This window comes from Microbacterium murale (assembly GCF_030815955.1).
Lineage (GTDB): Bacteria > Actinomycetota > Actinomycetes > Actinomycetales > Microbacteriaceae > Microbacterium > Microbacterium murale_A.
In genome coordinates, this window is the sequence record NZ_JAUSXK010000001.1 from 3,969,885 (window position 1) to 3,996,817 (window position 26,933).

General features: G+C 65.5%; 29 protein-coding genes and 2 tRNA genes. 17 read left to right on the top strand and 14 right to left on the bottom strand.

Annotation, left to right across the window (positions count from 1 at the left end; translation table 11 throughout):
• Nucleotides 1–15: 15 nt before the first annotated feature.
• A complete protein-coding gene (locus QFZ46_RS19265; RefSeq protein ID WP_307364151.1) occupies nt 16–156 on the top strand; it encodes a hypothetical protein in 141 nt (46 codons plus the stop codon).
• A gap of 65 nt (nt 157–221) precedes the next feature.
• Nucleotides 222–2,399: a phage tail protein gene (locus QFZ46_RS19270; protein ID WP_307364153.1), complete on the top strand. Its 2,178-nt coding sequence runs from the start codon at nt 222–224 to the stop codon at nt 2,397–2,399.
• 10 nt (nt 2,400–2,409) lie between these two features.
• Here the strand turns inward: QFZ46_RS19270 and QFZ46_RS19275 are convergent, their stop codons facing one another.
• The 3 genes from QFZ46_RS19275 to QFZ46_RS19285 form a co-directional block, all read right to left on the bottom strand.
• Nucleotides 2,410–3,222 (bottom strand): hypothetical protein, encoded by an 813-nt coding sequence (locus QFZ46_RS19275; protein WP_307364155.1) that lies wholly within the window; start codon nt 3,220–3,222, stop codon nt 2,410–2,412.
• Between the two features lie 91 nt (nt 3,223–3,313).
• Complete coding sequence (locus tag QFZ46_RS19280; RefSeq protein ID WP_307364156.1) at nt 3,314–4,240, bottom strand: hypothetical protein; 927 nt, start codon at nt 4,238–4,240, stop codon at nt 3,314–3,316.
• An 87-nt stretch (nt 4,241–4,327) separates the two neighbouring features.
• Nucleotides 4,328–4,495 (bottom strand): single-stranded DNA-binding protein, encoded by a 168-nt coding sequence (locus QFZ46_RS19285; RefSeq protein WP_307364158.1) that lies wholly within the window; start codon nt 4,493–4,495, stop codon nt 4,328–4,330.
• A 199-nt stretch (nt 4,496–4,694) separates the two neighbouring features.
• On the opposite strand from QFZ46_RS19285, the gene QFZ46_RS19290 reads away from it, so the two are divergent.
• From QFZ46_RS19290 to QFZ46_RS19310, 5 genes are all read left to right on the top strand, one after another.
• Nucleotides 4,695–4,964 (top strand): hypothetical protein, encoded by a 270-nt coding sequence (locus QFZ46_RS19290; protein WP_307364160.1) that lies wholly within the window; start codon nt 4,695–4,697, stop codon nt 4,962–4,964.
• Nucleotides 4,965–4,988: 24 nt separating this feature from the next.
• Nucleotides 4,989–5,177, top strand: coding sequence for a hypothetical protein (locus QFZ46_RS19295; protein WP_307364162.1), 189 nt, complete (start codon nt 4,989–4,991; stop codon nt 5,175–5,177).
• Nucleotides 5,178–5,486: 309 nt separating this feature from the next.
• Nucleotides 5,487–5,561 (top strand) — tRNA-Arg (locus QFZ46_RS19300).
• A 36-nt stretch (nt 5,562–5,597) separates the two neighbouring features.
• Nucleotides 5,598–6,224, top strand: a complete 627-nt coding sequence (orn, locus tag QFZ46_RS19305) for an oligoribonuclease (protein WP_307364165.1) — start codon at nt 5,598–5,600, stop codon at nt 6,222–6,224.
• A gap of 36 nt (nt 6,225–6,260) precedes the next feature.
• Nucleotides 6,261–6,336: transfer RNA gene (locus tag QFZ46_RS19310), tRNA-His, on the top strand.
• A 69-nt stretch (nt 6,337–6,405) separates the two neighbouring features.
• On the opposite strand, the gene QFZ46_RS19315 is transcribed toward QFZ46_RS19310, so the two are convergent.
• Nucleotides 6,406–7,188, bottom strand: coding sequence for a helix-turn-helix transcriptional regulator (locus QFZ46_RS19315; protein WP_307364167.1), 783 nt, complete (start codon nt 7,186–7,188; stop codon nt 6,406–6,408).
• Between the two features lie 48 nt (nt 7,189–7,236).
• Here QFZ46_RS19315 and QFZ46_RS19320 point away from each other — a divergent pair, with 48 nt between their 5' ends.
• The 6 genes from QFZ46_RS19320 to QFZ46_RS19345 are packed head-to-tail and all read left to right on the top strand — an operon-like array spanning nt 7,237 to nt 9,898.
• On the top strand, nt 7,237–7,692 hold the full coding sequence (locus tag QFZ46_RS19320) for a DUF2000 family protein (RefSeq protein WP_307364169.1): 456 nt from the start codon (nt 7,237–7,239) through the stop codon (nt 7,690–7,692).
• A 21-nt stretch (nt 7,693–7,713) separates the two neighbouring features.
• Nucleotides 7,714–8,343 carry a LysE family translocator gene (locus QFZ46_RS19325; RefSeq protein WP_307364171.1) on the top strand — a complete coding sequence of 210 codons (630 nt, stop codon included), beginning with the start codon at nt 7,714–7,716 and terminating at the stop codon, nt 8,341–8,343.
• A 28-nt stretch (nt 8,344–8,371) separates the two neighbouring features.
• Nucleotides 8,372–8,719, top strand: a complete 348-nt coding sequence (locus QFZ46_RS19330; RefSeq protein WP_373457684.1) for a metallopeptidase family protein — start codon at nt 8,372–8,374, stop codon at nt 8,717–8,719.
• Nucleotides 8,716–9,012 carry an ATP-dependent Clp protease adapter ClpS gene (gene clpS, locus QFZ46_RS19335; protein WP_307364175.1) on the top strand — a complete coding sequence of 99 codons (297 nt, stop codon included), beginning with the start codon at nt 8,716–8,718 and terminating at the stop codon, nt 9,010–9,012. The genes QFZ46_RS19330 and clpS overlap by 4 nt, the downstream gene beginning before the upstream one ends.
• Nucleotides 9,009–9,518, top strand: coding sequence for a DUF2017 family protein (locus tag QFZ46_RS19340; RefSeq protein WP_307364177.1), 510 nt, complete (start codon nt 9,009–9,011; stop codon nt 9,516–9,518). Before clpS ends, QFZ46_RS19340 begins: the two co-directional genes overlap by 4 nt.
• Before the next feature lie 35 nt (nt 9,519–9,553).
• Nucleotides 9,554–9,898: a YciI family protein gene (locus QFZ46_RS19345; RefSeq protein ID WP_307364179.1), complete on the top strand. Its 345-nt coding sequence runs from the start codon at nt 9,554–9,556 to the stop codon at nt 9,896–9,898.
• Between the two features lie 16 nt (nt 9,899–9,914).
• Here the strand turns inward: QFZ46_RS19345 and QFZ46_RS19350 are convergent, their stop codons facing one another.
• From QFZ46_RS19350 to gatC, 6 genes are all read right to left on the bottom strand, one after another.
• Nucleotides 9,915–10,496, bottom strand: coding sequence for a hypothetical protein (locus tag QFZ46_RS19350; protein ID WP_307364181.1), 582 nt, complete (start codon nt 10,494–10,496; stop codon nt 9,915–9,917).
• A complete protein-coding gene (locus QFZ46_RS19355; protein WP_307364183.1) occupies nt 10,480–10,800 on the bottom strand; it encodes a hypothetical protein in 321 nt (106 codons plus the stop codon). The genes QFZ46_RS19350 and QFZ46_RS19355 overlap by 17 nt, the downstream gene beginning before the upstream one ends.
• 37 nt (nt 10,801–10,837) lie before the next feature.
• Entirely contained in the window at nt 10,838–12,094 is a 1,257-nt protein-coding gene (dinB, locus tag QFZ46_RS19360; protein WP_307364185.1) for a DNA polymerase IV, read from the bottom strand.
• A gap of 144 nt (nt 12,095–12,238) precedes the next feature.
• Entirely contained in the window at nt 12,239–13,771 is a 1,533-nt protein-coding gene (gene gatB / locus QFZ46_RS19365) for an Asp-tRNA(Asn)/Glu-tRNA(Gln) amidotransferase subunit GatB (RefSeq protein ID WP_307364187.1), read from the bottom strand.
• Nucleotides 13,771–15,288 (bottom strand): Asp-tRNA(Asn)/Glu-tRNA(Gln) amidotransferase subunit GatA, encoded by a 1,518-nt coding sequence (gatA, locus tag QFZ46_RS19370; RefSeq protein ID WP_307364190.1) that lies wholly within the window; start codon nt 15,286–15,288, stop codon nt 13,771–13,773. Before gatA ends, gatB begins: the two co-directional genes overlap by 1 nt.
• A complete protein-coding gene (gatC, locus tag QFZ46_RS19375) occupies nt 15,285–15,584 on the bottom strand; it encodes an Asp-tRNA(Asn)/Glu-tRNA(Gln) amidotransferase subunit GatC (protein ID WP_307364192.1) in 300 nt (99 codons plus the stop codon). The genes gatA and gatC overlap by 4 nt, the downstream gene beginning before the upstream one ends.
• Nucleotides 15,585–15,655: 71 nt before the next feature.
• Between gatC and QFZ46_RS19380 the strand changes: the two genes are divergently transcribed.
• From QFZ46_RS19380 to QFZ46_RS19390, 3 genes are all read left to right on the top strand, one after another.
• Nucleotides 15,656–17,356 (top strand): long-chain-fatty-acid--CoA ligase, encoded by a 1,701-nt coding sequence (locus tag QFZ46_RS19380; RefSeq protein ID WP_307364194.1) that lies wholly within the window; start codon nt 15,656–15,658, stop codon nt 17,354–17,356.
• A gap of 70 nt (nt 17,357–17,426) precedes the next feature.
• Complete coding sequence (locus QFZ46_RS19385; RefSeq protein ID WP_307364196.1) at nt 17,427–19,241, top strand: DEAD/DEAH box helicase; 1,815 nt, start codon at nt 17,427–17,429, stop codon at nt 19,239–19,241.
• A gap of 90 nt (nt 19,242–19,331) precedes the next feature.
• Nucleotides 19,332–19,607 (top strand): acylphosphatase, encoded by a 276-nt coding sequence (locus tag QFZ46_RS19390; protein ID WP_307364197.1) that lies wholly within the window; start codon nt 19,332–19,334, stop codon nt 19,605–19,607.
• A 55-nt stretch (nt 19,608–19,662) separates the two neighbouring features.
• Here QFZ46_RS19390 and QFZ46_RS19395 read toward each other — a convergent pair whose 3' ends face one another.
• From QFZ46_RS19395 to QFZ46_RS19410, 4 genes are read right to left on the bottom strand one after another with little or no spacing between them, the layout of a single operon-like run.
• Nucleotides 19,663–20,130 carry a hypothetical protein gene (locus tag QFZ46_RS19395; protein ID WP_307364199.1) on the bottom strand — a complete coding sequence of 156 codons (468 nt, stop codon included), beginning with the start codon at nt 20,128–20,130 and terminating at the stop codon, nt 19,663–19,665.
• Entirely contained in the window at nt 20,127–22,442 is a 2,316-nt protein-coding gene (ligA, locus tag QFZ46_RS19400) for an NAD-dependent DNA ligase LigA (protein ID WP_307364201.1), read from the bottom strand. Before ligA ends, QFZ46_RS19395 begins: the two co-directional genes overlap by 4 nt.
• Before the next feature lie 43 nt (nt 22,443–22,485).
• Nucleotides 22,486–23,583: a tRNA 2-thiouridine(34) synthase MnmA gene (gene mnmA / locus QFZ46_RS19405; RefSeq protein ID WP_307364203.1), complete on the bottom strand. Its 1,098-nt coding sequence runs from the start codon at nt 23,581–23,583 to the stop codon at nt 22,486–22,488.
• Nucleotides 23,584–23,592: 9 nt separating this feature from the next.
• Nucleotides 23,593–24,768 carry a cysteine desulfurase family protein gene (locus QFZ46_RS19410; RefSeq protein WP_307364205.1) on the bottom strand — a complete coding sequence of 392 codons (1,176 nt, stop codon included), beginning with the start codon at nt 24,766–24,768 and terminating at the stop codon, nt 23,593–23,595.
• A gap of 90 nt (nt 24,769–24,858) precedes the next feature.
• Between QFZ46_RS19410 and glgX the strand changes: the two genes are divergently transcribed.
• Nucleotides 24,859–26,928 (top strand): glycogen debranching protein GlgX, encoded by a 2,070-nt coding sequence (glgX, locus tag QFZ46_RS19415; RefSeq protein ID WP_307364207.1) that lies wholly within the window; start codon nt 24,859–24,861, stop codon nt 26,926–26,928.
• Nucleotides 26,929–26,933 lie beyond the last annotated feature (5 nt).

The window sequence follows — 26,933 nt, forward strand, 5'->3', positions numbered from 1 at the left end:
CCCCCGATGGACGACGTGACGGCAGAGCGCCTCGAAGATATGGCCTCTTTCGTCGTGGCCTTCCACTGGACGCCCGCCGACTACATGTCGATGACTCTCGCCGAGCGCGAGGCCATCCTCACAGCGCAGCGCCGCCAGGCGAAGCGCTCCACCTAAGCCGCCTGCCACGGCGCCCCTCTCTCTGCGCCGTGGCAGGCTCTCACCCCTGAAAGGCCCACCGCATGGCCGGTCAAAGCATCGTCATCAGTGTTCTCGCCGACACGAAGAAACTCGCGAGCGGACTGAACGAAGCTTCCGGCATGCTCGGCGGCCTCGGCAAGGCCGCCAGCGCTGGCGCGAAGGTTGCCCTCGGCGCACTCGCCGCCGTGGGCGCAGCCGCTACCGGCATCGGCATCAAGGCCGTCTCGAGCGCATCCAACCTCGAGCAATCCATGGGCGCGATGTCGAGTGTCTTCAAAGAGAACACCGCCCAGATGGAAACGTGGGCGACTGGCGCGGCTTCAAGTGTCGGCCTGGCCAAGAGCGAGTACGCGGGCCTTGCCACCGTGCTCGGCTCGCAGCTTCGCAACATGGGAGTGAGCGCCGACGCGCTCGGCGGGCAGACCAACGACCTGATCGGCCTCGGCTCGGATCTCGCCGCGCAGTTCGGCGGCTCAACCTCCGATGCCGTCTCGGCGCTCTCTGGCCTTCTCCGAGGCGAGCGCGATCCGATCGAGCGCTACGGCGTCTCGATCAACGAAGCCGCGGTGAAAGCGAAGCTCGCCGAGATGGGTCTTAACGGCCTTACCGGCGAAGCCGAGAAGAACGCGAAGCTCACCGCCACGCTCGCGCTGCTCTATGAGCAAACCGCCGACGCCCAGGGTGCATTCTCGCGCGAGTCCACCACGCTCGCAGGCGCACAGCAACGCCTCTCCGCAGGCACCGAGAACCTGTACGCCACCCTCGGCACTTCGCTCTTGCCCGCAGTGACCGCCGTCACCGCCGCCATGGGCGCCCTGATTAACCGGATCCAAGAATCCGCCGCATTCCAAGCACTCACCGGCTGGCTGACCGACGCATCGAACAGCTTCGCTGATTTCGTCTTCGGCATCATCAACGGCACTGAGTCTCTCAACTTCTCCGACATCCTCGGCGGCCTGGTCGACGGCATGGCAAGCGGCATCCAGAGCGCCGTAGCCTGGCTCGCAGACGGCGGCCTCGCCACGATCTTCGGCGCGATTACCGGCGCCCGCGAAGGCATCCTCAACGCCGCCATGCTGGCATTCCCCGGCATCCTCGACGCGCTCATCTTGATCATCCCGCAGGTTGTCACAGGCCTCTCGGCGATGCTGCTGCAGCTGGTCACTTTCTTCGCCGCCAACGCGCCCGCAATCCTCGCCGCCGCAGTCACCATGCTCTCTGGCCTGATCGGTGCGATCGCGCAGGTACTCCCGCAGGTGATCACCTCGCTCGTCGCGATCCTCCCCGGCCTCATCAACTCGATCTTGAGCATGATCCCGCAGATCCTCGACGCGGCCATCGTGCTCTTCACATCGCTCGTAGAAGCGATCCCTGTGATCCTTCCCGGCGTCGTCTCCGCCATCGTGCGTATCTTGCCGATCCTGATCGAAACGATCATCGGCCTCATCCCCGCGATCCTCGACGGTGCTATCGCGCTCTTCACTTCGCTCGTTGAGGCGATCCCGGTGATACTGCCGATGCTCATCGAAGCGCTCATCAATCTCGTGCCGACGCTGATCTCCACGATCCTCGGCATGATCCCCACGATCCTTAGCTCGGCGGTCAAACTCTTCACTTCGCTCGTAACCGCGATCCCGAAGATCCTGCCCGAGTTGATCCCCGCACTCATCGCGCTGCTGCCGAAGATCATCGGCGCCATCATCGGCATGGTGCCGACGATCCTTCAGGCTGGCGTTGACCTGATCGGCGGTCTCGTCTCTGGCCTCTGGCAGGCCGCGGGCTCGGTAGGCTCCGCGCTGCTCGACATCGCGAAGGGCGCGATCGGTGGATTCCTGGATTTCCTCGGTATCCACTCCCCATCACGGCTCTTCGCCGGCTACGGCAAGAACCTCGTGCAGGGTCTCGCTGGCGGCCTCGACGCCAACAGCGGCCTATTCGCCCGCTCGCTCGACGGCCTCGCAGGCATGGCCTCAGACTTCAGCGCCGAGCCGCTCACGATCTCGCCGTCTGGCGCGCTCACCGCGCAGACCGTCGCCAGCGTGCCCATGGCACAGCCGCAGAACGACGCACGCCCGGCGCTCGTGGATCTCTCAGCCAGTAGTGCGCAGCTGCTTGCGCGGCTTATCGCAGACGGCCTCACTGTCGTGCTCCCGGGCGCGACGCTTGCAGGCTCGATGGGCGCTCACAACGTCTTCAACGCGAGGCGCGGCAATGGCTAGTCACGCTGTGTCAAAGTTGGTCAACCTGGTCGTCTATGACCACCTCGGCGATAACTACGTCGGCTGACTCACCGGGAGCCTCGACCAACTGACTCAACTCGAAGGTTTCGCCGTAGTAGTCGATGGCGTTCGCCACGGACACGGGAGCGCTGAAAAGCTCCGTCGCAATGACAATCACGCCTAACAACTTTCCGAGCTTCGCCCTCAGTGGCAAGCTCGGCGTAGGGCGCACTCGCCGAACTTCGCTATAGAAGCGATCGAGTTCGTCGACCAAACCCTCTGGGCCTGAGACTTTATACAAGTCGACGGCCACGATGATTCGATGGGCATGACGGATGATCGCGGCGCGTGCTTCTGGATCTAGCGCATCATCGTTCAGCGCCATTTCGATAACTTCCTCGGCAAGCGCTTTGATCTGGCTAAGCGTGTCCTCCCGAATGTCGCTCACGTTGGTGGCGTAGCTGCTGAGAATGTGACTCGTGGTTTCAAGGTCGCTGAGCACGCCGCCGTCGATTACGCTGCGCATCCAGCTGACGGGGTTCGTCGCGAGCGGATCACCGTCAAAAACTCCTCTCACGGCGTCCAGCGGGCGAATCAACTTAGACACAGGAATCGGTGGTTGCTCTAGACGCGCGACCATTGCCGCGACTTCATCGGGAAGCTGCATCAACCGCCCCATGGCCAGCATGTACTTGGCGTCTCGGCCCTTCGACCCGAAATAGGCCGCCGCGTAGTTCGACACCGGCTGATTCTGCTGCTTCAGCGACATTTCGCTGAAGTACAGCCATAGGCGCCCCGCGGGGTTAGATGCGTGGTTCTCCATGCGGTCATCCTATGGGTGCTGGTGCCTTCGACCTCGGGTAGGCCGTGTCATTTCAGCGCGTGGCGCGGCAATGGTTGAGCGCTTGTACGGGTTAGCCCCGCAATGCGTCCGTGACCACGTTAGCCACTACGCTCAAGGCGATGGCCGCTGCTGCCCCTGCAAACCACGCGACGACCATGCGCCCTCGGGGGCGGCTGCCATCCGGAACCACCTCGAATGCACGAATCCATGCCTGGGTGAGCCGAACGCCAAGAAGCGAACCCGCTAGGACGAGCACGGACCAAAGCATCCAGACGTACGTGCCCACCGCCTGCGGGAATGTGCCGGTATCTGTCGTTACCTTTGCGATGAAATCGCCAATGTTGTACAAGATGAACGCCAGCGCAATGACGTAAGACGCGAGGAGAAAAGGCGTGGATCTCATAAAACCCCACCACGGAGACCCGCCTCCTGCTTCCTTCTGCAGGTACGTCATCGTAGCGGTGGCCCACCTGTCATCTGTTGAGAACACTCGAAGGTGCATCCCTCGTTCCTTGTCTGCCGTCAGCGACACCTGATGTTCCGGAACATCGAACGCAGGCGCCTCCACCGAAATCGAGTCGTACTCACGGCCGACCAGGTATGTGACGCAGGACTCCGCATCACCATTGAAGACCCTTCGCCCGCCTCGATCTTGAATTGCCAGGGAAAGTAACGCGGCACCTGCCGCCTCAGACTTCTCCTCATCGATTCGGCGAACAGCATCCTCCCTCGCGGCTTGATATCGCTCTAGCCGGGCACCTTCAGATGGCCGAGCAAAGTCCCCTCTGCCGTCAATATCAGTCATAAGCCTGTCGATCATCGAATCGACTCGTTCGAGCTCCCGACGGCTACGGGCGGTCTTCGCTTCGATATGAACTGGCAGCAGAGCCTCCGATTCGCGCTCCAGTACGGTCAGAATTCTCGTCATGTCCGCGTTATCTCCTGCCCAGACGGGATAGCGGTGTACGAGGGTGACATGCTGCTGCGCGATCTTCACGTTTCAGAGGCTAGCGTGTCCGCCGCCGTTCCCTTTGAATCGCCACCATGAGGAAAGAGCCGGCCAATTTTGAGCCGCGCATCCGCACTACCTAATTTGCGTATTCGCCCCGGTCTCGATCCACGTCTGAGACTTCGCATCGAATCGGCGTTGCGGGCTGGCCACGCGGAAGTTCACGACCGTCACCCCGCTCGTCGTCTCGCTGCGTTTCGGATCAGCGCCGACGCGCCCCAGGATCGTCACGTTGTCGTTCATGTCAATCTCCTCTTCTGTCGATGCCCGGGACGCGCCCGGATCGCCCAAGAGTGCCCCGCGGCGCACACCGCCCGCGGTGCAGAACCCACGTTCGGTGGAGAAAAGGACGAAAGGCTGGTCAGTGGAGGAAAGGAGGCCGGCACTCGCGTCATCGCAATGTCGGTGGTCGGTCATATGTTCGAATCGGAAGGAGAATCAGATGTCCGACACAGAAATCCTGCACCTGCCAGAGGTGCGATACGCGACGCCGCAGCTCATCTCGAAACGCGAGCAGCTCATCAGAGCATCGGAGCAGCTGTGGCGTGTTCAAGACGCCACCGGCCGCATCCTCGGCCACCTACGCATCGTCGCCGATCCGCTCGGACTGCGCTATCGCGCCGAGCGTCTTCATCTCGCGACCGGCGCCTTCCGCATCGTCGGCGAATTCTGGCGACCGGATGACGCGGTGCAGGCTCTGCGCTACGGGTGAGGTGTGCCCAGCAAAGGTGAGCGGTTGAAAGCGATGCAGGCGCGTCACCGTTATCTCAACTTCGTGCGAATGATGGACTATCTTGGCGCACACGCGTGTGCGGACTGCGGCGAATCGGATCCCGTGGTGCTCGATTTCGGCCATCTGCCTGGCGAAGACAAGAGGTTCGAGATATCGCGCGCTGTCAACGCTTCGACGCCTCCTGGCCGCTGATCGAGAGCGAGATCTCCAAATGCGAGGTCGTATGTGCGAACTGTCACCGTCGGCGCGCTGCTGAGCGAGCCGGCCATCGAAAGCACCTGATGAAGATGGGCATCCCGATACCGGTCGTCCCAGAGGCGCCAGCCCGTCGAGCGCTCACTCCGCATGGAGGTGGCGCGAAGGGACGCAGGGGATGCCCTTGCGAGCCTTGCCGGCAACGACGCAGCGCATATATGCGCGCGAGTGGCGCGCCCGGCAGAAGCCGCCGACAGCGTCAAGCGCGCACGCTGCGGGCCAAAGTGTCGCTAATCTAGATGTCGACCCCCAGTAGCTCAGCGGAAGAGCATCGATCTTCTAAGTCGCCGGTCGCACGTTCGAATCGTGCCTGGGGGACCAGAAAAGTGATGTCCATGCCCTCAGTAGACTGAGCGCATGGTATCTGCGTCCGAAAATGATCGACTCGTCTGGATCGACTGCGAGATGACGGGACTCGATCTTTCGGTGGACGAACTCGTCGAGATCGCGGTCGTCATCACCGACTTCGAGCTGCGTCCTCTCGATCCTGGCTTCCAGGTCGTCATCAAGCCGAATGACTCGGCACTCGCCAACATGAACGATTTCGTCACGAAGATGCACGAGACGTCGGGGCTGATCAACGAGATCCCCGACGGCGTCTCCCTGGCTGAAGCCGAGGCGCAGACGCTCGAGTACATCAAGCGATTCGTACCCCTCGAGCGCAAGGCACCGCTGGCCGGCAACACGATCGGCACGGATCGCATGTTCCTGGCGAAGTACATGCCGCAGATCGATCAGTGGCTGCACTATCGCAACGTCGACGTCTCCAGCGTCAAAGAGCTGTCGCGACGCTGGTACCCGCGCGTGTTCTTCCAGGCTCCTGCCAAGGATGGCGGACATCGCGCCCTGGCAGACATCCTCGAGTCGATCCGCGAGATGCGGTATTACCGCGAGGCGGTCTTCGTTTCAGAGCCCGGACCGTCGAGCGACGAGGCACGCGCGATCTCGGAGCGCACCGTGTCGTCGTTCACCTCAGACGTGTAATAGAATCGTCTGGTTGCCTGCTTCGGCCGGCACATGGTGGCTATAGCTCAGTTGGTAGAGCACCGCGTTGTGGTCGCGGGGGTCGCGGGTTCAAGCCCCGTTAGCCACCCCAACCAGGTAGAAGCGCCTAAGGGCGCGAAACCCGAAGCGAAAGGCCCGAGTCATCGACTCGGGCCTTTCGCTATGACCCTGCCTTGAACCGCGCGGGAGTGGTCCCCAAGATCCTCCGGAAGTGCCTCGTGAGGTGCGCCTGGTCGTGAAACCCCGCGGATGCGGCGGCATCCGCAACCCGCCATCCGTCCACCAGCAGCCTGCGTGCGTGATCGACGCGTCGACTGATCAGGTAGCGATGGGGTGGCATCCCGTACGCATGAGTGAACGCACGTGTCATGTGGCTCGGATGAGCACCGAGCTGTGCAGCGGCGTCGGCGATCGTGAATGCCTCCTGCACCCGCCCCTCGAGGAGATCACGCAGCCGCCGCGCGAGCGGTGCGTCAGCGGGTGCGTCCGCAGGCGCGTGCAAACGCTCGAGCACCCGGTCCTGCAGCACGAGAGCCGCATGCTCGGCTTCCAAGAGTTCCGCGGGCTCCGTCAACGCGTCGTGGATGGCGCGCACAGCCTCGAGCACATCGGCGCCGTCGAGGGTCGGCCGCACAGCCGCGGCGGAAGGCGCCGATTCCGGAAGCCAGGCGGATTCGAAGTACAGCACGCGTTTGCGGAAACCCGCACCCTTCGTCGCTGATCGCCCATCGTGCGGAACCCCAGGTGGCAGAATCGTCACGGCATCCGGAAGCGCATGATGCCGGCCACGGTCGAGTTCGTAGGCGACGGCGCCGCTGTCTATCAGCAGCACCGCCCAGTCGTCGTGCGCATGCATCGGATAAGCATGATCGTCGAACGACGCGTGCAGCACTTCCCGCAGCCCCGGCACCGAAGGATGCCATGCACGGATCGAATCTGCCATGCAAGAAACGTACAAGACCCGTATCCGGCACCGGCGCAGAATCGAAGAATGACTTCGATCGCTCCCGCTCTCACCGCAGACTCATCGCCGTTCCGATTCGACACCAAGGTGGCCGTCGTGCTGCGGGATGATCTCGCAGCATGGCAGGAGCTCAACGTCACCGCATTTCTCGTGAGCGGCATCGCCACCAGTGGCGCCGGACTCGTCGGCGAGGCGTACCGCGACCACGACGGCACCGCATACCTGCCGATGCTCCGTCAGCCCGTCCTCGTGATGACCGCGGATGCTGCGCTGCTCGCCAGGGCACGGGAGAAGGCCGCAGCCAGGGAAGACGTCGCCCTCGCGGTGTACACCAGCGAACTCTTCACCACCACCCACGACGAAGCGAACAGAGCTGCGGTGGCCGCTGTGGCCGCAGCCGACCTCGACCTGGTGGGAATTGCCGTGCGTGGTCCGAAGAACGTCGTCGACCGCATCCTCAAAGGCGCGCGCATGCACGCGTGATTCCGCGCCTAGGATTGCCTGGTGTCTGTGACGGTCTGGCTCTCGCTGCTCACGGCATCCGTCGTCATCAGCTTCACTCCGGGAGCCGGCGCGATCAACACGATGTCCAACGCGCTGGCCGAGGGCTGGCGGCGATCAGTGTGGGGGGTGATCGGCCAGCAGCTCGCCCTGATCGTGCACGTCGTGATCGTCGCAGCAGGCGTCGGCCTCATCGTCTCCAGCTCTCCCCTGCTGTTCGACATCATCCGCTACGCAGGCGCCGGGTACCTCGCGTACCTCGGACTGCGGTTGATCTTCGCTCGCGTCCGAGACTCGAGCGACCCGGCAGCGGACGGTCCTAGATCACCGGAGAGCCACTGGTCCATGATGCGGCGCGGGTTCTGGGTGAATCTGCTCAATCCGAAGGCGATCGTCTTCTTCCTCGCGTTCATCCCGCAGTTCATTCGGCTCGATGAGCCGGCGATGCCGCAGTATCTGATCCTTATCGCCACTGTCATCGTCGTCGATGTCGTTGTGATGTGGGGATTCTTCGCGACCGCCGCACGACCGTTCCAGCGGCTCACTCGCACGGCGCGCGGTCAGCGGGCTCTGAACACGGTGTTCGGCGTGCTGTTCCTCGCCGTCGCCGTGCTGCTGCTGTTCGTCCATTGATGCCGGCCGGGCAATAGGCTGGTTGATGATGGAGATGGATACCGCGGCCTTCGAGCAGCTCGTCGTCGACGAGCTCGATCGGCTGCCCGATGACATGGTGAACGGGCTGGAGAATGTCGTCTTCGTCGTCGAAGACCGCCCAGAGGACGGGACCCTCGATCTGCTCGGGATGTACGACGGACTCGCGCTGACCGAGCGCGGCCAGTACGGCATGGGCGAATTGCCCGATCGCATCATCCTGTTCCGCGAACCGCATCTCGCTGAATGCGATGATGAGGACGAGCTTCGCGAAGAAGTGCACACGACCCTCGTGCACGAGATCGCACACTTCTACGGAATCGACGACAGGCAGTTGCACGAGATGGGATGGGCATGAGCACTCCGATCTCGACCCCAGCCCTCGATGAGGTCACGGATCTTCGAGCCGCTCCTCTCGAGCCATGGCAGGTCGTCGTCTGGAATGACCCGGTGAATCTGATGAGTTACGTCTCACGCGTCTTCCGCACCTACTTCGGGTACTCGGCGGAACATGCGACGACGCTGATGCTCGCCGTGCACAACGACGGGCACGCCGTCGTTGCCACCGGCCCCAGGGAGACGATGGAAGTGCACGCCCAGGCGATGCATGACTACGGATTGTGGGCGACGGTTCGGAAGGCACCGCAGTGACCGAAGACTTCATCCGCCTCCGTCTCGCTGTCGTGGAGGGCATCCATCTCGCCGGACTCGTCGAGGAGTTCACCGACGTGCTCGCCTCGATCGACGAGGAACCCGATCCTGGGCTCGCCCGGCTCACTCCGGATGCGTATCCGGACGATGCCGACGCTTCCACGGAATTCGCGGCGGCCACTCACGATGATCTTCTCGACCGGCGGACCTCCGATGCCGCGGTCGTGCGGAGCGGCCTGACACCGTTCCTCGCCACTGCCGCCGAAGATCTCGCCGAGGAGGATGCGCTCGCCCCGCGTGACGTCGTGATCCCCGCATCCGATATCGATGCGTGGCTGCGCACGCTCACGGCGCTGCGCCTCGTGATCGCGACCCGCCTCGACATCACTGCGGACGATGACGACCACGACGTGGAGGATCCCCGGTTCGGCGTCTACGACTGGCTGGGATTCCGCCTCGACGGTCTCATCGCCCTTGCTGACGCCCACGACGAACTGCCCACCTGAGAATCACGCGAACGCGTCACCACGAACGGGGAGAAATGCCGCAGTACGCAGTGCTGATCTACGCCGACGACTCCGCGCATACCCTTGATGCGACCGAGGAGGATCTGGCAGAGCCGAATGGGCACGGCGACGAGCTTGCATCATCCGGCGCTATGACAGCCGCGTGGGCATTCACGCCTCGTGGCCTCGCTCGTTCGATTCGCGCGCAGGGTGTGACAGACGGCCCGTTCATCGATGCCGCGCAGGTGGTGGCCGGCGTGTACATCCTGGAGGCCGATAACTGGGACGACGCCCTGGCCATCGCCAGGACCAATCCCGCGATCCGCGGTGATGGCGGCGTAGAGGTTCGGCTCGTTCACAGCGGCGGGGTCGTCGAATGACCCGGGCGACGGCCGTCTAAGGGATCGTCACTCGCAACGTCGCAAGCGCGCGGGGATCGTCTCGTTCCAGATGCCGATCTTCTTGTGCAGCCCAACGATCCCAGTGCGGACGGAATCCGTCGCCGTCGCGGTCGAGGGCGCGGCGTTTGCGCGCAGCATCCGGGGACTCCACCCAGACGCTGACGTCGGCGAGACGTGCCGTCGCGGGGTTCACCGCACCGCAGCCTTCGAGGATCACGCCGAGCGCGGGCGTCACCGCATGCGCCTCGGCGTCGGTCTCCAACTCCCAATCCCAACGGCGCCAAGTGCTGAGCAGACCGCGCGCATGAGGACGCAGGATGTCGTGGAGTGCACGTTCGACGCCCGCATCGAGGCCGTCCCAGCCCGGGTAGAGCGAGTCCAGCGCGATGAGCTGCGGCCGACCTGCGAGCGGCCAGTTCGCGGCCACCATTCGAGACAGCGTCGTCTTTCCCGCCCCGGCCCGCCCGTCGATCAGGACGACGGGGTTGGATGCTGCGACGTCGATGATCGCGTCGATGATGCTGACGGCCGCGCGCTGGAGAGCTAGCGCGACCGGATCGTCATTTCTTGAGGGCACGGATCACGCGCGAAAGCGCACGGCCGGCAACCCAGACGAACGGGATCGCCACCGCCAGCAATGCGACCAGGTTCGGCTCGAACCGCAGTCCTTCTTCACGGCGGACGTATACCCCGACCGGAATGGAGACGCCTCCGCCTCCGCCTCCGCCGTTGCCATCCTGGTCGGACCCGCCGCCGAAGCCCGCCCATGTCAGGGCGACCGGCGTGATGCTGACCCCGTCAACGTCCTGTGGCTCGCCGTAGGCGCTCTTCACGCCGAATGATGCGACTTGATTTCCGAGGTCCAGTGCGATGTTCGGCATGACTCCACGCTAGTCCACGGACGGCGTGCTCGGGAGATCAATCGAGGCCGTGGTCCTTCGGATGCCTGACGGCCCCGCGCCCGTCGCCGCGACCCACATGGCGGGCACGGGTGATCGTGGCACTGCCGAATCTCGCACGGGCATCGTCGAGAGCACCCTCGACCTTGCGCCAGTGCTCGTCGTCGTCCCAGAGGGCGAAAGCCGCCCCGCCCGCCGGTCGCAGCTTCTCGGCACGCACACCCACCAGCCGCACCGGATCGCGGCGGTCGATCGACTCGTACAGCGTCTGCGCCGCCTCGCCGATCCTCTGACCGACCGACGTCGGCTCGGCGAGCGTCTGAGAACGGCTCAGCGTGGTGAAGTCATCGAAGCGGATCTTGATCGCGACGGTCGCGCACTCCCACGCCGCCTTCCTCAGCCGCACGGCGACGCGGTCGGCTAGTCGCAGCAGTTCCGCACGGAGGAACTCCCGGTCAGTGACGTCGACGTCGAACGTCTCCTCGTGCCCCACGCTCTTCTCGACGCGCTCCGTCTCCACGGCCCTCGCGTCTTCACCGCGCGCGAGTTGGGCGATGCGCGCCCCCAATGCCGGCCCGACAGCGCGATCGAGCATGTCCTGCGGCGAATCACGGATATCACCGATGGTGCGGATGCCACGCGCTTCCAGCGCGTCAGACGCCTTCGGTCCCACGCCCCACATCGCGCGCACGGATCGTGGCGCCAGGAAATCGAGCGTGTCTGCGGCCGCGACGATCAGCATCCCGTCCGGTTTCGAGATGGTTGACGCCATCTTCGCGACGTGCTTGGTCGCGGCGACCCCGACGCTGCATGAGATGCCGACTTCCGCCTGCACCCGCTCCCGCACCAGCCGCGCGATCTGCCCAGGGCTCCCCCACAGTCGCCGGACCCCCTGCACATCGAGAAAAGCTTCATCGACGGACAGCGGCTCAACGAGCGGGGTGATCGATTCGAAAACGGTCATCACCTGGCGAGACACCGCCTGATAACGATCGAAATGCGGCATCACGATCTTCGCGCTCGGACACAGCCGCATGGCCTGACCGACCGGCATGGCTGCGCGTACACCGTACCTGCGCGCCTCGTACGAGGCACTGGAAACCACCGAGCGCCCGTCCGGGGCGCCGATGATCAGCGGCAGGCCGCGCAGTGAGGGGTCGTCCATCACCTCGACGGCCGCGTAGAACGCGTCCATATCGACATGCAGGATGCGAGTGCCGGCGTCGTCTGCGCCGTCGGGAGAGACGGTCCTGCCTCGTCCGTCACCGCGCCCCATGGTCCCATTCTCGCGCAAGCATCCGACATTGGCCCGACAGTCTGGGGGCCCGAAACACAGATGTCGGACCGATCGCACTGATCGGTCCGACATTCGTGTTCTCGGCCCCCGAAGTGTCGGCGGGGGCCGAGGCTCGATGAGGTACTACTGCGCTGCGCGCTCCAGGATCAGCTCGCGCACACGGGCGGCGTCCGCCTGGCCCTTCATCGCCTTCATGACGGCGCCGATGACCGCACCGGCCGCCTGCACCTTGCCGTCCTTGATCTTCGCCATGACATCGGGCTGAGCTGCGAGAGCATCATCGATCGCGGCGATGAGTGCCCCGTCATCCGACACGACAGCCAGGCCGCGGCCGTCGACGACCTCCTGCGGAGTGCCCTCGCCCGCGATGACTCCTTCGAGCACCTGGCGAGCGAGCTTGTCGGTGAGAGTCCCCTCGTCGATGAGCTTCTGCAGGGCGGCGACGTTCTCCGGCGAGATGAGGCCGGAGGCATCCTTGTCCTGGGAGTTCGCGAGACGGGAAATCTCACCGGTCCACCACTTGCGCGCGGCGGCGGGGGTGGCACCTGCGGCGATGGTCGCCTCGACCTCGTCGATCAGGTTGCCGTTGCGCACGTCCTGGAACTCCAGGTCGGTGAAGCTCCACTCCGCCTTCAGTCGGCGGCGGCGCGCGACAGGCTGCTCCGGCAGTTCGGCGCGCAGTTCCTCGATCAGCTCTGCGGTCGGCTGCACAGGAAGCAGATCGGGCTCTGGGAAGTACCGGTAGTCGTCGGCGTCCGACTTCGGCCGGCCCGGTGACGTCGTGCCGGTGTCCTCATGCCAGTGGCGGGTCTCCTGGATGATCGTTCCGCCGTCGGCGAGGATCTGCGCCTGACGCTGGATCTCGTGGCGCACAGCGCGCTCGACGGAGCGCATCGAGTTGACGTTCTTCGTCTCGGTACGCGTGCCTAGCGGTGCCGGCTCCTCGCCCTCGGCGACCCGGCGACGCAGTGAGACGTTCGCGTCGCAGCGCAGGTTGCCGCGCTCCAGCCGCGCTTCCGAGATGCCGAGACTGCGCACGATGTCGCGGATCGTGGAGACATAAGCCTTCGCGACCTCCGGAGCGCGGTGCTCAGTGCCGTAGATGATGTCGGTGACGATCTCCACCAGCGGAACACCGGCGCGGTTGTAATCGACCAGCGAGTACTCCGCACCCTGGATGCGGCCGGTCGCCCCGCCCATGTGGGTGAGCTTTCCGGCGTCCTCCTCCATGTGCGCGCGCTCGATCGGCACTGTGACGAGTGTGCCGTCATCGAGCTCCACGACAACGGATCCCCGGTACGCGATCGGCTCGTCGTACTGCGAGATCTGGTAGTTCTTGCCGAGATCCGGGTAGAAGTAGTTCTTCCGGGCGAAACGGCTGGATTCCGCGATGGAGCAGCCCAACGCCAGACCGAGGCTGATCGACGAGCGGATCGCCGTCTCGTTCACGACCGGCATGGCTCCGGGAAGCCCCATGTCGACCGGGGCGATGAGCGTGTTCGGCTCAGCGGCGTGATACTTCTCGTTCGCCGGGTTCGGTGCGTCCGAGAACATCTTCGTGTTGGTGTTGAGCTCGACATGCACCTCGAATCCGAGCACCGGCTCGAACAGTTCGAGGGCCTTGTCGAAGTCCATCAGCTTTGCTGCGGCAGCCATCAGCGGGTCCCTCCTGCGAGCTGGGGTGCGCGGGTGAGCAACGGAGCACCCCACGAGTCGACGAGCGCGGTCTCCAGAGCGGCACCGACGCGATACAGCCGGGCGTCCTCATGCGCAGGCGCGAGGAACTGGATGCCGACGGGCATGCCGTCCTCCTCGGCGAGACCGGACGGGATCGAGATGCCTGGTACGCCGGCGAGGTTCGCCGGGATCGTCGTGACATCGTTCAGATACATCTGCAACGGGTCGTCGATCTTCTCGCCGATCTTGAACGCCGTGGTGGGTGCAGACGGCGTTGCGATGACGTCGACTTCTGCGAATGCGTTGTCGAAATCGCGCTGGATCAGCGTGCGCACCTTCTGGGCACTGCCGTAGTAGGCGTCGTAATATCCGGCGGACAGCGCGTACGTGCCCAGGATGATGCGGCGCTTGACCTCGTCGCCGAAGCCCGCCTCGCGTGTGGCGGACATGACGTCCTCCACGGTCGGGTTGCCATCAGGGGTTACCCGAAGGCCGAAGCGCACCGAGTCGAACTTCGCCAGGTTGCTGGATGCCTCGGCGGGCAGGATCAGGTAGTACGCGGCGACGCCGTACTCGAAGTGCGGGGTGGAGATCTCGACGATCTCTGCACCGTTCGCTTCGAGCAGGTCGAGCGATGCGCGGAAGGATGCCGCGACCCCGGGCTGGAAGCCGGAATCGGGGAGCTCCTTGATGACGCCGACCTTCAGGCCCTTGAGCACGTCTCCGCGTGCGCCCTCACGAGCGGCATCCGCGAACGACGGCCACGCGTCGGTGAGCGAGGTGGAGTCCTTCGGGTCGTGGCCACCGATGATGTCGTGCAGCAGACCGGAGTCGAGGACCGTGCGGGTCACAGGGCCGACCTGGTCGAGACTCGAGGCCAGGGCGATGGCGCCGTAACGGCTGACTCCGCCGTAGGTCGGCTTGATGCCGACGGTGCCGGTGACGTGCGCCGGCTGACGGATCGATCCGCCGGTATCCGAGCCGAGGGCGAGCGGCGCTTCGAAGGCCGCGACGGCAGCGGCCGAACCACCGCCGGAACCGCCGGGGATCCGGTCGAGATCCCACGGGTTCCGGGTGGGGCCGTACGCGGAGTGCTCGGTGGAAGACCCCATCGCGAACTCGTCCATGTTGGTCTTGCCGAGCGGCACGAGGCCGGCTGCGCGCGCCCGTGCGACGACCGTCGCGTCGTACGGCGACATGTAGCCCTCGAGGATCTTCGATCCACTCGTGGTCGGCTGGTCGGTCGTGACGAGGACGTCCTTGATCGCGAGCGGAACGCCGGCGAGCGGTCCGAGCTTCTCCCCCGCGGCGCGCTGGGCGTCGACCGCGTCGGCCGCGGCGAGAGCGCCGTCGTTCACATGCAGGAACGCATGCACATCACCGTCGACAGCGGCGATCCTGTCGAGGTGGGCCTGGGTGGCTTCGCGGCTGGAGACCTCACCCGCGGCGAGCTTGTCCGCGAGCTCCGCGGCGGTCCAGCGGATGATGTCGCTCACTGCTCTTCTCCCAGGATCGCGGTCACGCGGAAACGGCCGTCCGCAGCATCCGGTGCGTTCTGCAGCACCTGCTCGTGCGTGAGCGTCTCTCCGACCACGTCGGGCCGGAACACATTCGCGAGCGGGATGGGGTGGCTGGTGGCCGCCACATCCGGCGTCGCGACCTCCGACACCTTCGCGATGTTGTCGACGATGGCGTCGAGCTGGCCCGTGAGCCGCGTCACCTCGTCGTCATTCAGCTGGATGCGTGCGAGCACGCCGAGATGGCGCACGAGTTCAGGGGTGATTTCAGACACCGCCCCAGTCTAGTTCGCGCCATCGACGCCCCCGCGCGCCAGCCGGTCGGATGTCGCAATAGGCTGTCGCCATGACGACGTTCGATCCCCCTCGCCCCTGGGTCGCCAGCTACGCCGAGGGTGTTCCGGAAGATCTCGCCCCTGTCGACGGCTCGCTGATCGACATCGTCGCGGCATCCGCGCGGGATTATCCGGATGCTGTCGCCCTGCAGTTCTTCGGTCAGGAGACCACTTACGCCGAGATGCAGCGCGCCATCGACCGCGCGGCCGCCGGACTGCGCGATCTGGGTGTCCGAGCCGGTGATCCTGTCGCGATCGTGCTGCCGAACTGTCCGCAGCACATCATCGCCTTTTATGCCGTTCTGCGCCTCGGCGCAGTTGTCGTGGAGCACAACCCGCTGTACACACCACGCGAACTGCGCAAGCAGTTCGAAGATCACGGAGCGAAGCACGCGATCGTGTGGAGCAAGGTCGTGAAAACAGTGCAGGAGTTCCCCGCAGACCTCGCCGTGACGTCACTGATCTCGGTCGACGTCACCACGGCGATGCCGTTCCTGACCCGGATCGCGCTGACGCTGCCGATCGCAAAGGCGCGCGAGTCGCGCGCGGCCCTCACCGAGAAGGTGCGCGGTGCGATCTCGTGGAAGCAGATCGTCGGCACGACGCCGCTGCCGGCGTCGCATCCTCGACCTGTGACCGACGATCTCGCAATCATCCAGTACACATCCGGCACGACAGGAACCCCCAAGGGCGCAGCACTGACGCACCGCAACCTGCTCTCGAACGCCGCACAGTCGAAGGCATGGGTGCCGTCGATCCAGCGCGGACAGGGTTGCGTCGTCTACGCCGTGCTGCCGATGTTCCACGCCTACGGGCTCACGCTCTGCCTGACGTTCGCGATGTCGATGGGCGCCCGTCTCGTGCTCTTCCCGAAGTTCGATCCCGATCTGGTGCTCGATGTCGTGAAGAAGCACCCGGCGACCTTCCTGCCCCTGGTGCCTCCGATCGCCGAGCGCCTGCTGAAGGCAGCCGAAGCCAGAGGCACCTCACTCGCCGGTACAGAGGTCGCGATCTCGGGTGCCATGGCGCTGCCGCATGAACTGGTCGTGCCGTTCGAGGCGGCCACAGGAGGATACCTCGTCGAGGGCTACGGACTCAGCGAGTGCTCCCCCGTGCTGATGGCGAACCCTGTGGCGCAGAACCGCGTGCCCGGCACCGTCGGTCTGCCGCTGCCCGGTACCGAATGCCGCGTCGTCGATCCCGAGAATCCGACGCAGGACGTCGAGCCCGGTACGCCCGGCGAGCTCGTGGTCCGCGGCCCGCAGGTGTTCGCCGGGTATTACGGCAAGCCGGAGGCCACTGAGGAGTCGTTCGTCGACGGCTGGTACCGCACCGGCGACATCGTGACGATCGATGAGTTCGGATTCGTGCGGATCGTCGATCGCATCAAGGAGCTCATCGTCACTGGCGGCTTCAATGTCGCACCGACCGAGGTCGAGAACGCGCTGCGTCAGTATCCGTCCGTGGCGGATGCCGCAGTGGTCGGGCTGCACAGCGACCACTCCGGCGAAGAGGTCGTCGCCGCTATCATCCTGGATGCCGGCGCCGAGCTCGACGAGGAGGCCATCAGGCAGTTCGCCCGCAGCATCCTCACTCCGTACAAAGTGCCGCGCAGGATCTTCGTCGTGGACGAATTGCCGAAGTCCTTGATCGGCAAGGTGCTGCGTCGTCAGGTGAAGGAGAAGCTCGAGTCGTTGACGAGCGGCGGCTGACGCCGCGTCTTCACAGGTGAGAAGCGGCTCGACGCGCTACCTTTAGGTAGTGACCCCTGAAGATGCAGATTTGAACGAGCCCACCGACGAATCCCCCGCGACCCCCGGATTCGAGGAACTCGGCATCACCGGACCAGTCCTCGCGGCGATCCGCGGCCTCGGCTACGAGACCCCATCGCCCATCCAGGCGGCGACGATCCCGACGCTGCTCGGCGGCCGCGACGTCGTGGGCATGGCCCAGACCGGAACCGGCAAGACCGCCGCGTTCGCACTGCCGGTGCTCGAGCGACTCGACGTCTCCCAGAAGACACCGCAGGCCCTCGTGCTGGCGCCGACCCGTGAGCTCGCGCTCCAGGTCTGCGAGGCGTTCGAATCGTACGCCGCGAAGATGAAGGGCGTGCACGTCCTGCCCGTCTACGGCGGACAGGGATACGGCGTGCAGCTTTCTGCATTGCGCCGCGGCGTTCATGTCATCGTCGGCACTCCTGGTCGCATCATGGACCACCTCGCCAAGGGCACCCTCGACCTCTCCGCATTGAAGTACCTCGTACTCGACGAGGCAGACGAGATGCTGAAGATGGGCTTCGCCGAGGACGTCGAGCAGATCCTGGCGCAGACTCCGGCCGAGAAGCAGGTCGCCCTGTTCTCCGCGACGATGCCGCCGCAGATCCGACGCCTCGCGCAGAAGTACCTGCATGACGCCGAAGAGATCACGGTCAAGTCGAAGACCGCGTCGAGCACGAACATCACGCAGCGCTACCTCGTCGTCTCGTATCAGCAGAAGGTCGACGCCCTCACCCGAATCCTCGAGGTCGAGAACTTCGACGGCATGATCGTCTTCGTCCGCACGAAGAACGAGACCGAGACGCTGGCTGAGAAGCTGCGTGCACGCGGCTACTCCGCCGCCGCCATCAACGGCGACGTCGCACAGGTTCAACGCGAACGCAGCGTGAACCAGCTCAAGGACGGCAAGCTCGACATCCTCGTCGCCACCGATGTCGCCGCCCGTGGTCTGGACGTGGAACGCATCAGCCACGTCATCAACTACGACATCCCGACCGACACCGAGTCGTACACGCACCGCATCGGCCGCACCGGCCGTGCCGGGCGCACCGGAGACGCGATCAGCTTCATCACTCCGCGCGAGCGGTACCTGCTCAAGAGCATCGAGAAGGCAACCCGTCAGGCTCCGACTCAGATGACGCTGCCGAGCACAGATGACGTCAACACGACTCGTCTGGCACGCTTCGACGACGGCATCACCGCCGCGCTCGCAGAGACCAGCCGCATCGAAGCGTTCCGCGACATCGTCGCCCACTACGTGCGCAATCACGATGTGCCCGAGGGCGACGTCGCGGCGGCGCTCGCGGTCGTCGCACAGGGCAAGACTCCCCTGCTGCTCGACCCCGCGAATGATCCGCTGGCCAGGTCGGTCGAGGCCGACAATCGTCCGCGTCGTGACTCCGGGGATCGTCCGGAGCGCGGAACGGGCCCCCGCACTGAGCGTCGCAGTCGCAGCGACTACGCGCCGTACCGCATCGAGGTCGGCCGCCGCCACCGCGTCGAACCGCGTCAGATCGTCGGCGCGCTGGCCAACGAGGGCGGCCTCGGGCGCGATGACTTCGGCGGGATCAAGATCAACCCGGACTTCTCGATCGTGGAGCTGCCCGCGAACCTGAGCCCGTCGGTGCTCGACAAGCTCAAGGACACCCGCATCTCCGGACGCCTGATCGAGATCAAGGCCGACCGTGGAGCCCCCGGGCGTCGCGGCGGCGGCAGCGACGGCGGAGCGCGTGGCGGCTACGAGCGTCGCGAGCGTCCTTCCTACGGCGACCGTCCTGCACGCGACGACAAGCCGTACCGCAAGCCCCGTCACAAGGACTGAGCGCGTCGAAACAGGACCTGCTGCACGAAACGGGCCGTGCCAAGGCCTGTTCGTGCAGCAGGTCCTGTTTCACGCTGGCATCCTTGAGGCATGAGGTCGGTGCGGGTGATCACTAGCGGGCGCGTACAAGGCGTCGGGTACCGGTGGTTCGTGCGCGAGGAAGCGTCGGCACGCGGTGTCGATGGCTGGGTGCGCAACCGCCGGGATGGGACCGTGGAGGCCGAGTTGCACGGCGCAGGTGCCGACGTCCAAGCCGTCCTCGATTCGATGGCGCAGGGACCATCCGGCGCGCGGATAGATGACGTCAGGGTCACTGACGTGCCCGCATCCGCGTCGCCCGGATTCGAGATCCGCGCCACTGCCTGAAACGGGTGCGACCTATCGAGTCGTGCAGTGCCTCTTGTGCGGCAGGACCTGTTCTTCAGTTCGCTTCGCGCGCCAGCTTCGCCGCGACGTCGATCAGCGATTCGGGGTGCGCGAGAAGTGTCCGATGCTCGGGGCTAGCAATGAGGTAATGCAGCAATCGGTGAGCACCCAGAACGGTGGGTGCCCAGTAGCCGCCGACATGATGCCGACTCAGCGGCGAGCGGATGGGTTCGCCTCCGGCCCTGATCTCCATCGTGCCGTCTTCCGGATCGATGCCCAGATCTGACATCAGGGCGGCGGACAAGGCTCCGAGCACGATCGTTCCCAACAGTCCGGGCAACCGGAATCGGGTCGTCGGCACATCCAGTGTGATGCGTTCCAGACTCTCCCACGAGAGGATGCCGCGGTTCTCGACACCCTCACGGATGATCACCGCATCCGGTGTCAGCCGTAGATGATGCCGACCCGGATCGCCGATCGCGAGAGAATCCGGCACTGCAAGCAGCGGTCCGTAGCGCTTCATGAAAGCGCGTCAGGGCCCTCGGTGACGAGAATGTGGAACTGCGCAGCATCCAGAATGCGGATGCCGAGTTCCTCAGCCTTGCCAAGCTTGGACCCCGCACCGGGGCCTGCGGCCACGAAGTCGGTCTTCTTGGACACGCTGGACGCCGCCTTGCCGCCGGCCTGGATGATCGCCTCCTGTGCACCGTCACGCGTGTATCCATCGAGCGAACCTGTTGCGACGATGGTGAGTCCGTCGAGAACACCGTCTTCGACCACCGCTGCACCGGGACCGGGGTGGCCAGGCGTCGCCCACCGCACGCCGGAGGCTCGCCACTGCTCGACGATGTCGACATGCCAGTCGACCTCGAACCAGTCGAGCAGCGAATCGGCGATGATCCCTCCGACTCCTTCGACTGCGGCCAGCTCTTCACGTGTGGCAGAGCGGATCGCGTCGAGAGAACCGAACCACTGCGCGAGCGCGCGAGCAGCGACAGGCCCGACGTGCCGGATGTTCAGCGACACCAGCAGTCGCCAGAGCTCTTTGGACTTCGCCTTCTCGAGTTCGGCCAGCAGTGTCTTCGCCTGCGACGATGGCTGCGGCCCTTCGACGCCGGACTTCTTCTCGGCCGCCGTCGGGTTACGGCGGAACGGCGATCGTGTCTTGACGAGTCCGTCTTCGTCTTCCTTCGGCAATCCGGTCTCGGCATCCCGGACCACGACCGAGATCGGCACCAGATCCTCCAGCACGAGAGAGAACAGCCCGGCCTCGGTGTCCAGCGGTGCGGCAGCCGGTGCCTCCGCCTGCGTCAGCGCCGCGGCCGTCACCTCTCCCAGTGCCTCGATGTCGAGCGCACCCCTCGACCCGATGTGCTCGACGCGTCCGCGAACCTGCGCGGGGCAGGAACGCGCGTTCGGGCATCGTAGGTCGATGTCGCCTTCCTTCATCGGGCGCAGCGCTGTCCCGCACTCGGGGCATGCTGCCGGCATCACGAACTCGCGCTCGGTGCCGTCGCGCTTCTCGACCACGGGGCCCAGCACCTCGGGGATGACATCGCCGGCCTTGCGCAGCACCACGGTGTCACCGATGAGCACGCCCTTGGCCTTCACGACGTCCTTGTTGTGCAGCGTCGCCTGTCGAACGACAGACCCTGCAACATGCGCTGGTGCCATCACAGCGAATGGCGTCGCCCGCCCGGTGCGACCGACCGACACCACGATGTCGAGAAGCTTCGTCTGCACCTCCTCCGGCGGGTACTTGTAGGCGATGGCCCAGCGCGGTGCGCGGCTGGTCATGCCCAATTCATCGTGCAGCGCCAGCTCGTCGACCTTGACGACGATGCCGTCTAGCTCGTGCTCGATGTCGTGCCGGTGCTCACCGAAGTGCTCCACGAAGGCGACGACCTCGTCGATGCCGGTGCACACCTTGGAATGCGGGCTCATCGGCAGCCCCCACGAGGCGAGCAGATCGTAGATCTCACTCTGCGCCGCGACTGGCGGACTCGGCCACGCGCCGATGCCGTGCACATACAGGGATAGCGAGTTCACCCGCAGGAGACCTGCTTCGAGCTCGAGTCCGTCCTTCTTGTCGATCTGCTGTCGCAGCCCACCGCTCGCGGCATTGCGCGGATTCGCGAACGAGGGGAAGCGCCTGGCGGCAGCCGCGCGCGCCTTGTCCTCTTCGAAGGGCTTCTTCGTACCGCCTCGGGCCTCCCAACGTGCGAGCGTGTCGGCGTACGCGCGATCGCGGAACGAGGCCTGTGCGGCGTTGAGCCGTTCGAAGGCTGCGACCGGGATGAAGACCTCACCCCGCACCTCGACGATCGGCGGGTGGCCTTCTCCGCTCAGTCGCTCTGGGATGTCCGCCAGGCGCAGGGCGTTCTCGGTGACGATCTCTCCCACGCGCCCGTCGCCGCGCGTCGCGGCCGAGGTCAGGAGGCCGTTCTCGTAGCGCAGGTTGATCGCGAGCCCGTCGATCTTCAGTTCGGTGAGCCAGGCGACCTCACGCCCGGCGGACGCCTGCGTCTTCGCCGCCCACTCTCGCAGTTCATCGATCGAGAAGACGTTGTCGAGACTCAGCATGCGTTCGGCATGCTCGATCGTGGCCAGTCCCGTGGCCTCGGCCGCACCGACCATCTGCGTCGGAGAATCCTGCCCCTGCAGCTCGGGATGCAGACGCTCGAGTTCTTCGAGCCGGTGCATCCAGCCGTCGTAGGTCGCGTCATCGACGACGGAGGTATCGCGCCCGTAGTACGCGTCCTTCGCCTCGAGGATGCGAGTGGTCAGCTCTTCGGCTTCGACGCGGGCGTCTTCCAGCGAGATGTTCTCCGGCACTCACTCATTCTATGAGCGAGGACCGACATCAGAGGGGCCAGCCTCACGCCTCGACCGGAACCGCCGAGACCGTCTTATCGATCGTGAACTGCCCCAGCACCCGTGTGCCGATGTACAGCACTGCGGTCTGCCCCGGAGCGACACCGTCGAGAGGCACCTCGGGCACGACATCCACGCCGACGGCGGACACCGTAGCCCGTGCGGGCACGGGCTCGGAGTGTGCGCGGATCTGCACATGGCAGTCGAACTCCGACGACGTCGGTGCGGCACCCGCCCAGGAGTAGCGCTCCCCCGAGATCTCGCCGATCGCCAGAGCCTCCTTCGGGCCGACCACGACCGTGTTCGAGACCGGGCGCACCTCGAGCACGAACCGCGGTTTGCCGTCGGCCGCGGGGATTCCGAGCTTCAATCCCTTGCGCTGTCCGACGGTGAAGGCGTGCGCTCCCTCGTGCGAACCGATGACGGTACCATCGCGGTCGAGGATCTCGCCCTGCTCCGCACCGACCTTCTCCGCCAGCCAGCCACGCGTGTCGCCATCGGGGATGAAGCAGATGTCATGGCTGTCCGGCTTCTGTGCGACGCTGAGCCCGCGCTCGGCGGCCTCAGCGCGTACGAGCGCCTTCGACGGCGTCAGCCCGAGGGGGAAATAGGTGTGCGCGAGCTGCTCAGCAGTGAGCACGCCGAGCACGTACGACTGATCCTTCGCATTGTCGGAGGCGCGGTGCAGCTCGAGACCGCCCTCGCCATCGACGAGCGTCGCGTAATGTCCAGTGCACACGGCATCGAAGCCCAGTTCGATCGCGCGCTCCAGCAGCGCCGCGAACTTGATCTTCTCGTTGCAGCGCATGCACGGGTTCGGCGTGCGGCCTGCCTGGTACTCCGAGATGAAGTCATCGATCACGTCGTCGCGGAAGCGTTCGGAGAAGTCCCAGACGTAGAAAGGGATTCCGAGCTTGTCGGAGGCCCGACGCGCGTCCATCGCATCTTCGATCGTGCAGCAGCCGCGGCTGCCGGTGCGCAACGTGCCACCTGCTCTGGAGAGGGCGAGATGCACCCCGGTGACGTCGTGGCCTGCCTCCACGGCACGTGCGGCCGCTACGGCCGAGTCCACGCCGCCGCTCATCGCCGCAAGAATTCGCATTGGTCCAGTCTACGAGCGTGAACCTGATGCGGACCCGGATGCCCTGTCATACGCATCAGAGATCGTCGCGAGCACTGCGTCGACATCGGCGTCGTCTGATGTGCGGCCGAGAGTGAATCGCAATACGCTGCGGGCATCCTGCTCGCTGCGTCCCATGGCCATGACGACGTGCGACGGTTCGGCGACGCCGGCCTGGCAGGCGGAGCCGGTGGACGCCGCGACTCCAGCGACATCGAGCAGGAACAGCAGGCTCTCCCCCACTGCGCCGGGGAACAGCACGTGAACGTTGTTCGGGAGCCGGTCGTACGGGTCACCCAGCAGCGTGGACGATGGGACGGCGGAGCGGATGCCGGAGATCAGACGATCTCGCAGCGCAGAGAGCCGCTCGACCTCTGTCGCGCGTTCCGCCTCAGCGAGCTCCAGTGCGACGGCGAATGCGGCCGCACCAGCCACATCCTGTGTTCCCGCACGAAGGCCGCGCTGCTGCGCGCCACCGTGCAGCAGCCCTGTGAGTCTGGCGGTGCGCGCGACGATGAGAGCACCCACTCCCACCGGGGCACCGACCTTGTGCCCGGCGACGCTCATCGCGACGAGGCCCACTCCTGGCGCGGCATCCGCTCGCAGACCGCGGAACGACAGCGGAACATGTCCGAGAGCGCTCACCGCGTCCAGGTGCAGCGGAATCCGGGCCGCCGCCGCAGCATCGGCGAGAGCAGCGGCATCGTTGATCGTGCCCACCTCGTTGTTCGCGACGAGCGCTGTCGCCAGCGCCGCCCCGCTCAGCGCGTCAGCGAACGCCTCGACCTCGATACGACCGGTCTCGGACAGCGCCACCCGTCGCACCACTGCGCCTTCAGCTGCAAGAGCGGTGACAGTGTCCATGCTCGCGTGGTGTTCGCCGTCCGGCAGCACGATGGCGTCAACATCCGTGATGCGAGCGGCCCAGAGACCACGCAACGCCGTATTTATCGACTCGGTGCCGCCGGATGTCAGCACCACCTCGATCGGATCGCACCCGAGAACCGCGGCGATCCGCTCGCGTGATTCCTCGAGCAGCCGACGAGCATCCTGGCCCGCGCCGTGCGTCGACGACGCGTTGCCGATGACTTCGGTCGCCGCCAGCCACGCGTCCCGCGCCTCAGGGCGCAGTGGCGTGGTCGCCGCGTGGTCGAGATAAAAACGCATCCCTCGATTCTCCCATCTCTCCGGACACGGCAGGTGAAACCGAGTACGCGCTGTCATGAGACTGCAACACATCCCGCCTAATGTGTACTCATGCCCGAGTCCCAAGACTTCACTGCGCCCGGCGGCGCCGCGCTCGACAATCTCGGCGTGCGTCTGCACGACGGCGTCGCGACGCTGCGTGTCTGGTCTCAGAACGCCACCTCGATCGAACTCGTCACATTCGACGAGACCGACCTCGACTGGGTCACCGATGAGATGGACCTGGTGCGCGGCCCGGCTGACGTCTGGGAAGTCACCACCGATCTGCTGCTGCCCGGAACGCGCTACGCCATCCGTGTCGGCGGGCCGCACGGGCCGGGGAACACGTTCAACCCTGAGACCCTGCTGCTCGATCCGTACGCCAAGGGTCTGGCCCAAGGCGACGGCTATGAGGAATGGCGCTCCGTCGTCATCGTCGACGGCTTCGACTGGGCCGATTCGAGAAAACCCCGTATCCCCCTCGACCGCACAGTGATCTACGAGGCGCATCTCAAGGGCATGACCAAACGGCAGCCCGACGTGCCTCCGGCACTGCACGGCACTTACGCGGGTCTCGCACATCCGGCGATGATCGCGTACTTCCACTCGCTCGGCGTGACCGCCATCGAACTCCTCCCCGTGCACGCGTTCGTCCCGGAGCCGCGGCTGCTCGAGCGGGGACTCACCAACTACTGGGGCTACAACACGCTCAACTTCTTCACCCCGCACAATGCCTACGCCACGGAAGAGGCCCGCAAGCAGGGACCGGAAGCTGTGCTCGCCGAGTTCAAGGGGATGGTGAAGCTGCTGCACGAGGCGGGCCTCGAGGTCATCCTCGATGTCGTCTACAACCACACTTCGGAAGAGGGCATCGGCGGACCGAGGTCCAGCCTGCGCGGGATCGACAACGCGAACTACTACCGCCAGCATCCGGACGGTGCTTACATCGACACCACAGGGGTGGGCAACACGCTGAACACGGCGACGGATGCCGGGGCACGGCTCGTCCTGGACTCACTCCGGTACTGGGCCGAGGAGATGCAGATCGATGGCTTCCGGTTCGACCTCGCTGCGGCTCTGGGAAGGGATTCCGCACACGAGTACTCGCGCGAGCATCCGCTGCTCATGGCCATTCGCGATGACCCGGCTCTCGACGGCGTCAAGCTCATCGCGGAGCCGTGGGACGTCGGGCTCGGCGGCTGGCAGACCGGGAACTTCCCGGATGGCTGGCACGAATGGAACGATCGCTACCGCGACCGCGTGCGGAACTTCTGGCTCAGCGACATCGACTATGCGCGCCGCGCCTCCGCCCCCGTCGGCATCGGCGGCTTCGCGACTCGCCTCGCCGGCTCCTCGAACACCTTCAGCGAAGATCGGGGTCCCCTCGCCAGCGTGAACTTCATCACGGCCCACGACGGCTTCACCCTGCGCGATCTCGTCTCGTATGACGTCAAGCACAACGAGGCCAACGGCGAGGACAACCGAGACGGCGCAGACATGAACCGCGCGTTCAATCATGGCGTCGAGGGTCCGACCTCCGATCCCGTGATCAAGGCCGCACGGCGCAAGGCCATGCGAAACCTGCTCGGCACATTGCTTCTGTCGGCGGGCATCCCCATGCTCACCGCAGGCGACGAGACCGGCCGCACGCAGCGCGGGAACAACAACGCCTATGCGCACGATTCCGACCTCACCTGGCTCAGCTGGGAGCACGAGGATTGGCAGAACGACCTGCGCGCGCACGTCGCCGCGCTGACCAGGCTCCGCCGCGAGAACCCCGCGCTCCGGCCGAGCCGTTATGCGCGTCTCGGTGAGCACACCCCCAACGCCTCGGTCATGGACTGGTACAACCAGGACGGCGAGACGATGGAACAGCCGCAGTGGACGGATCCCGGCAATCGCACCCTGCAGTACGCCGCGGCATCCACGCCGGTCGAAGAGCAGGCGAACCGGATCCTGCTGGTGGTGCATGGCACGGAGACGCCCACCGACATCACCCTGCCCACGATCGAAGACGCGACCCGATTCGTGTCGCTCTGGTCAAGCGCCGACGAGCATCCGGACGTCAAGTCCGAGTCGTTCTCGCCCGGCGACGTCGTGGCGACGCCCGGCACATCCATGCGGCTCTTCCGCGTCGAGTGACGCAG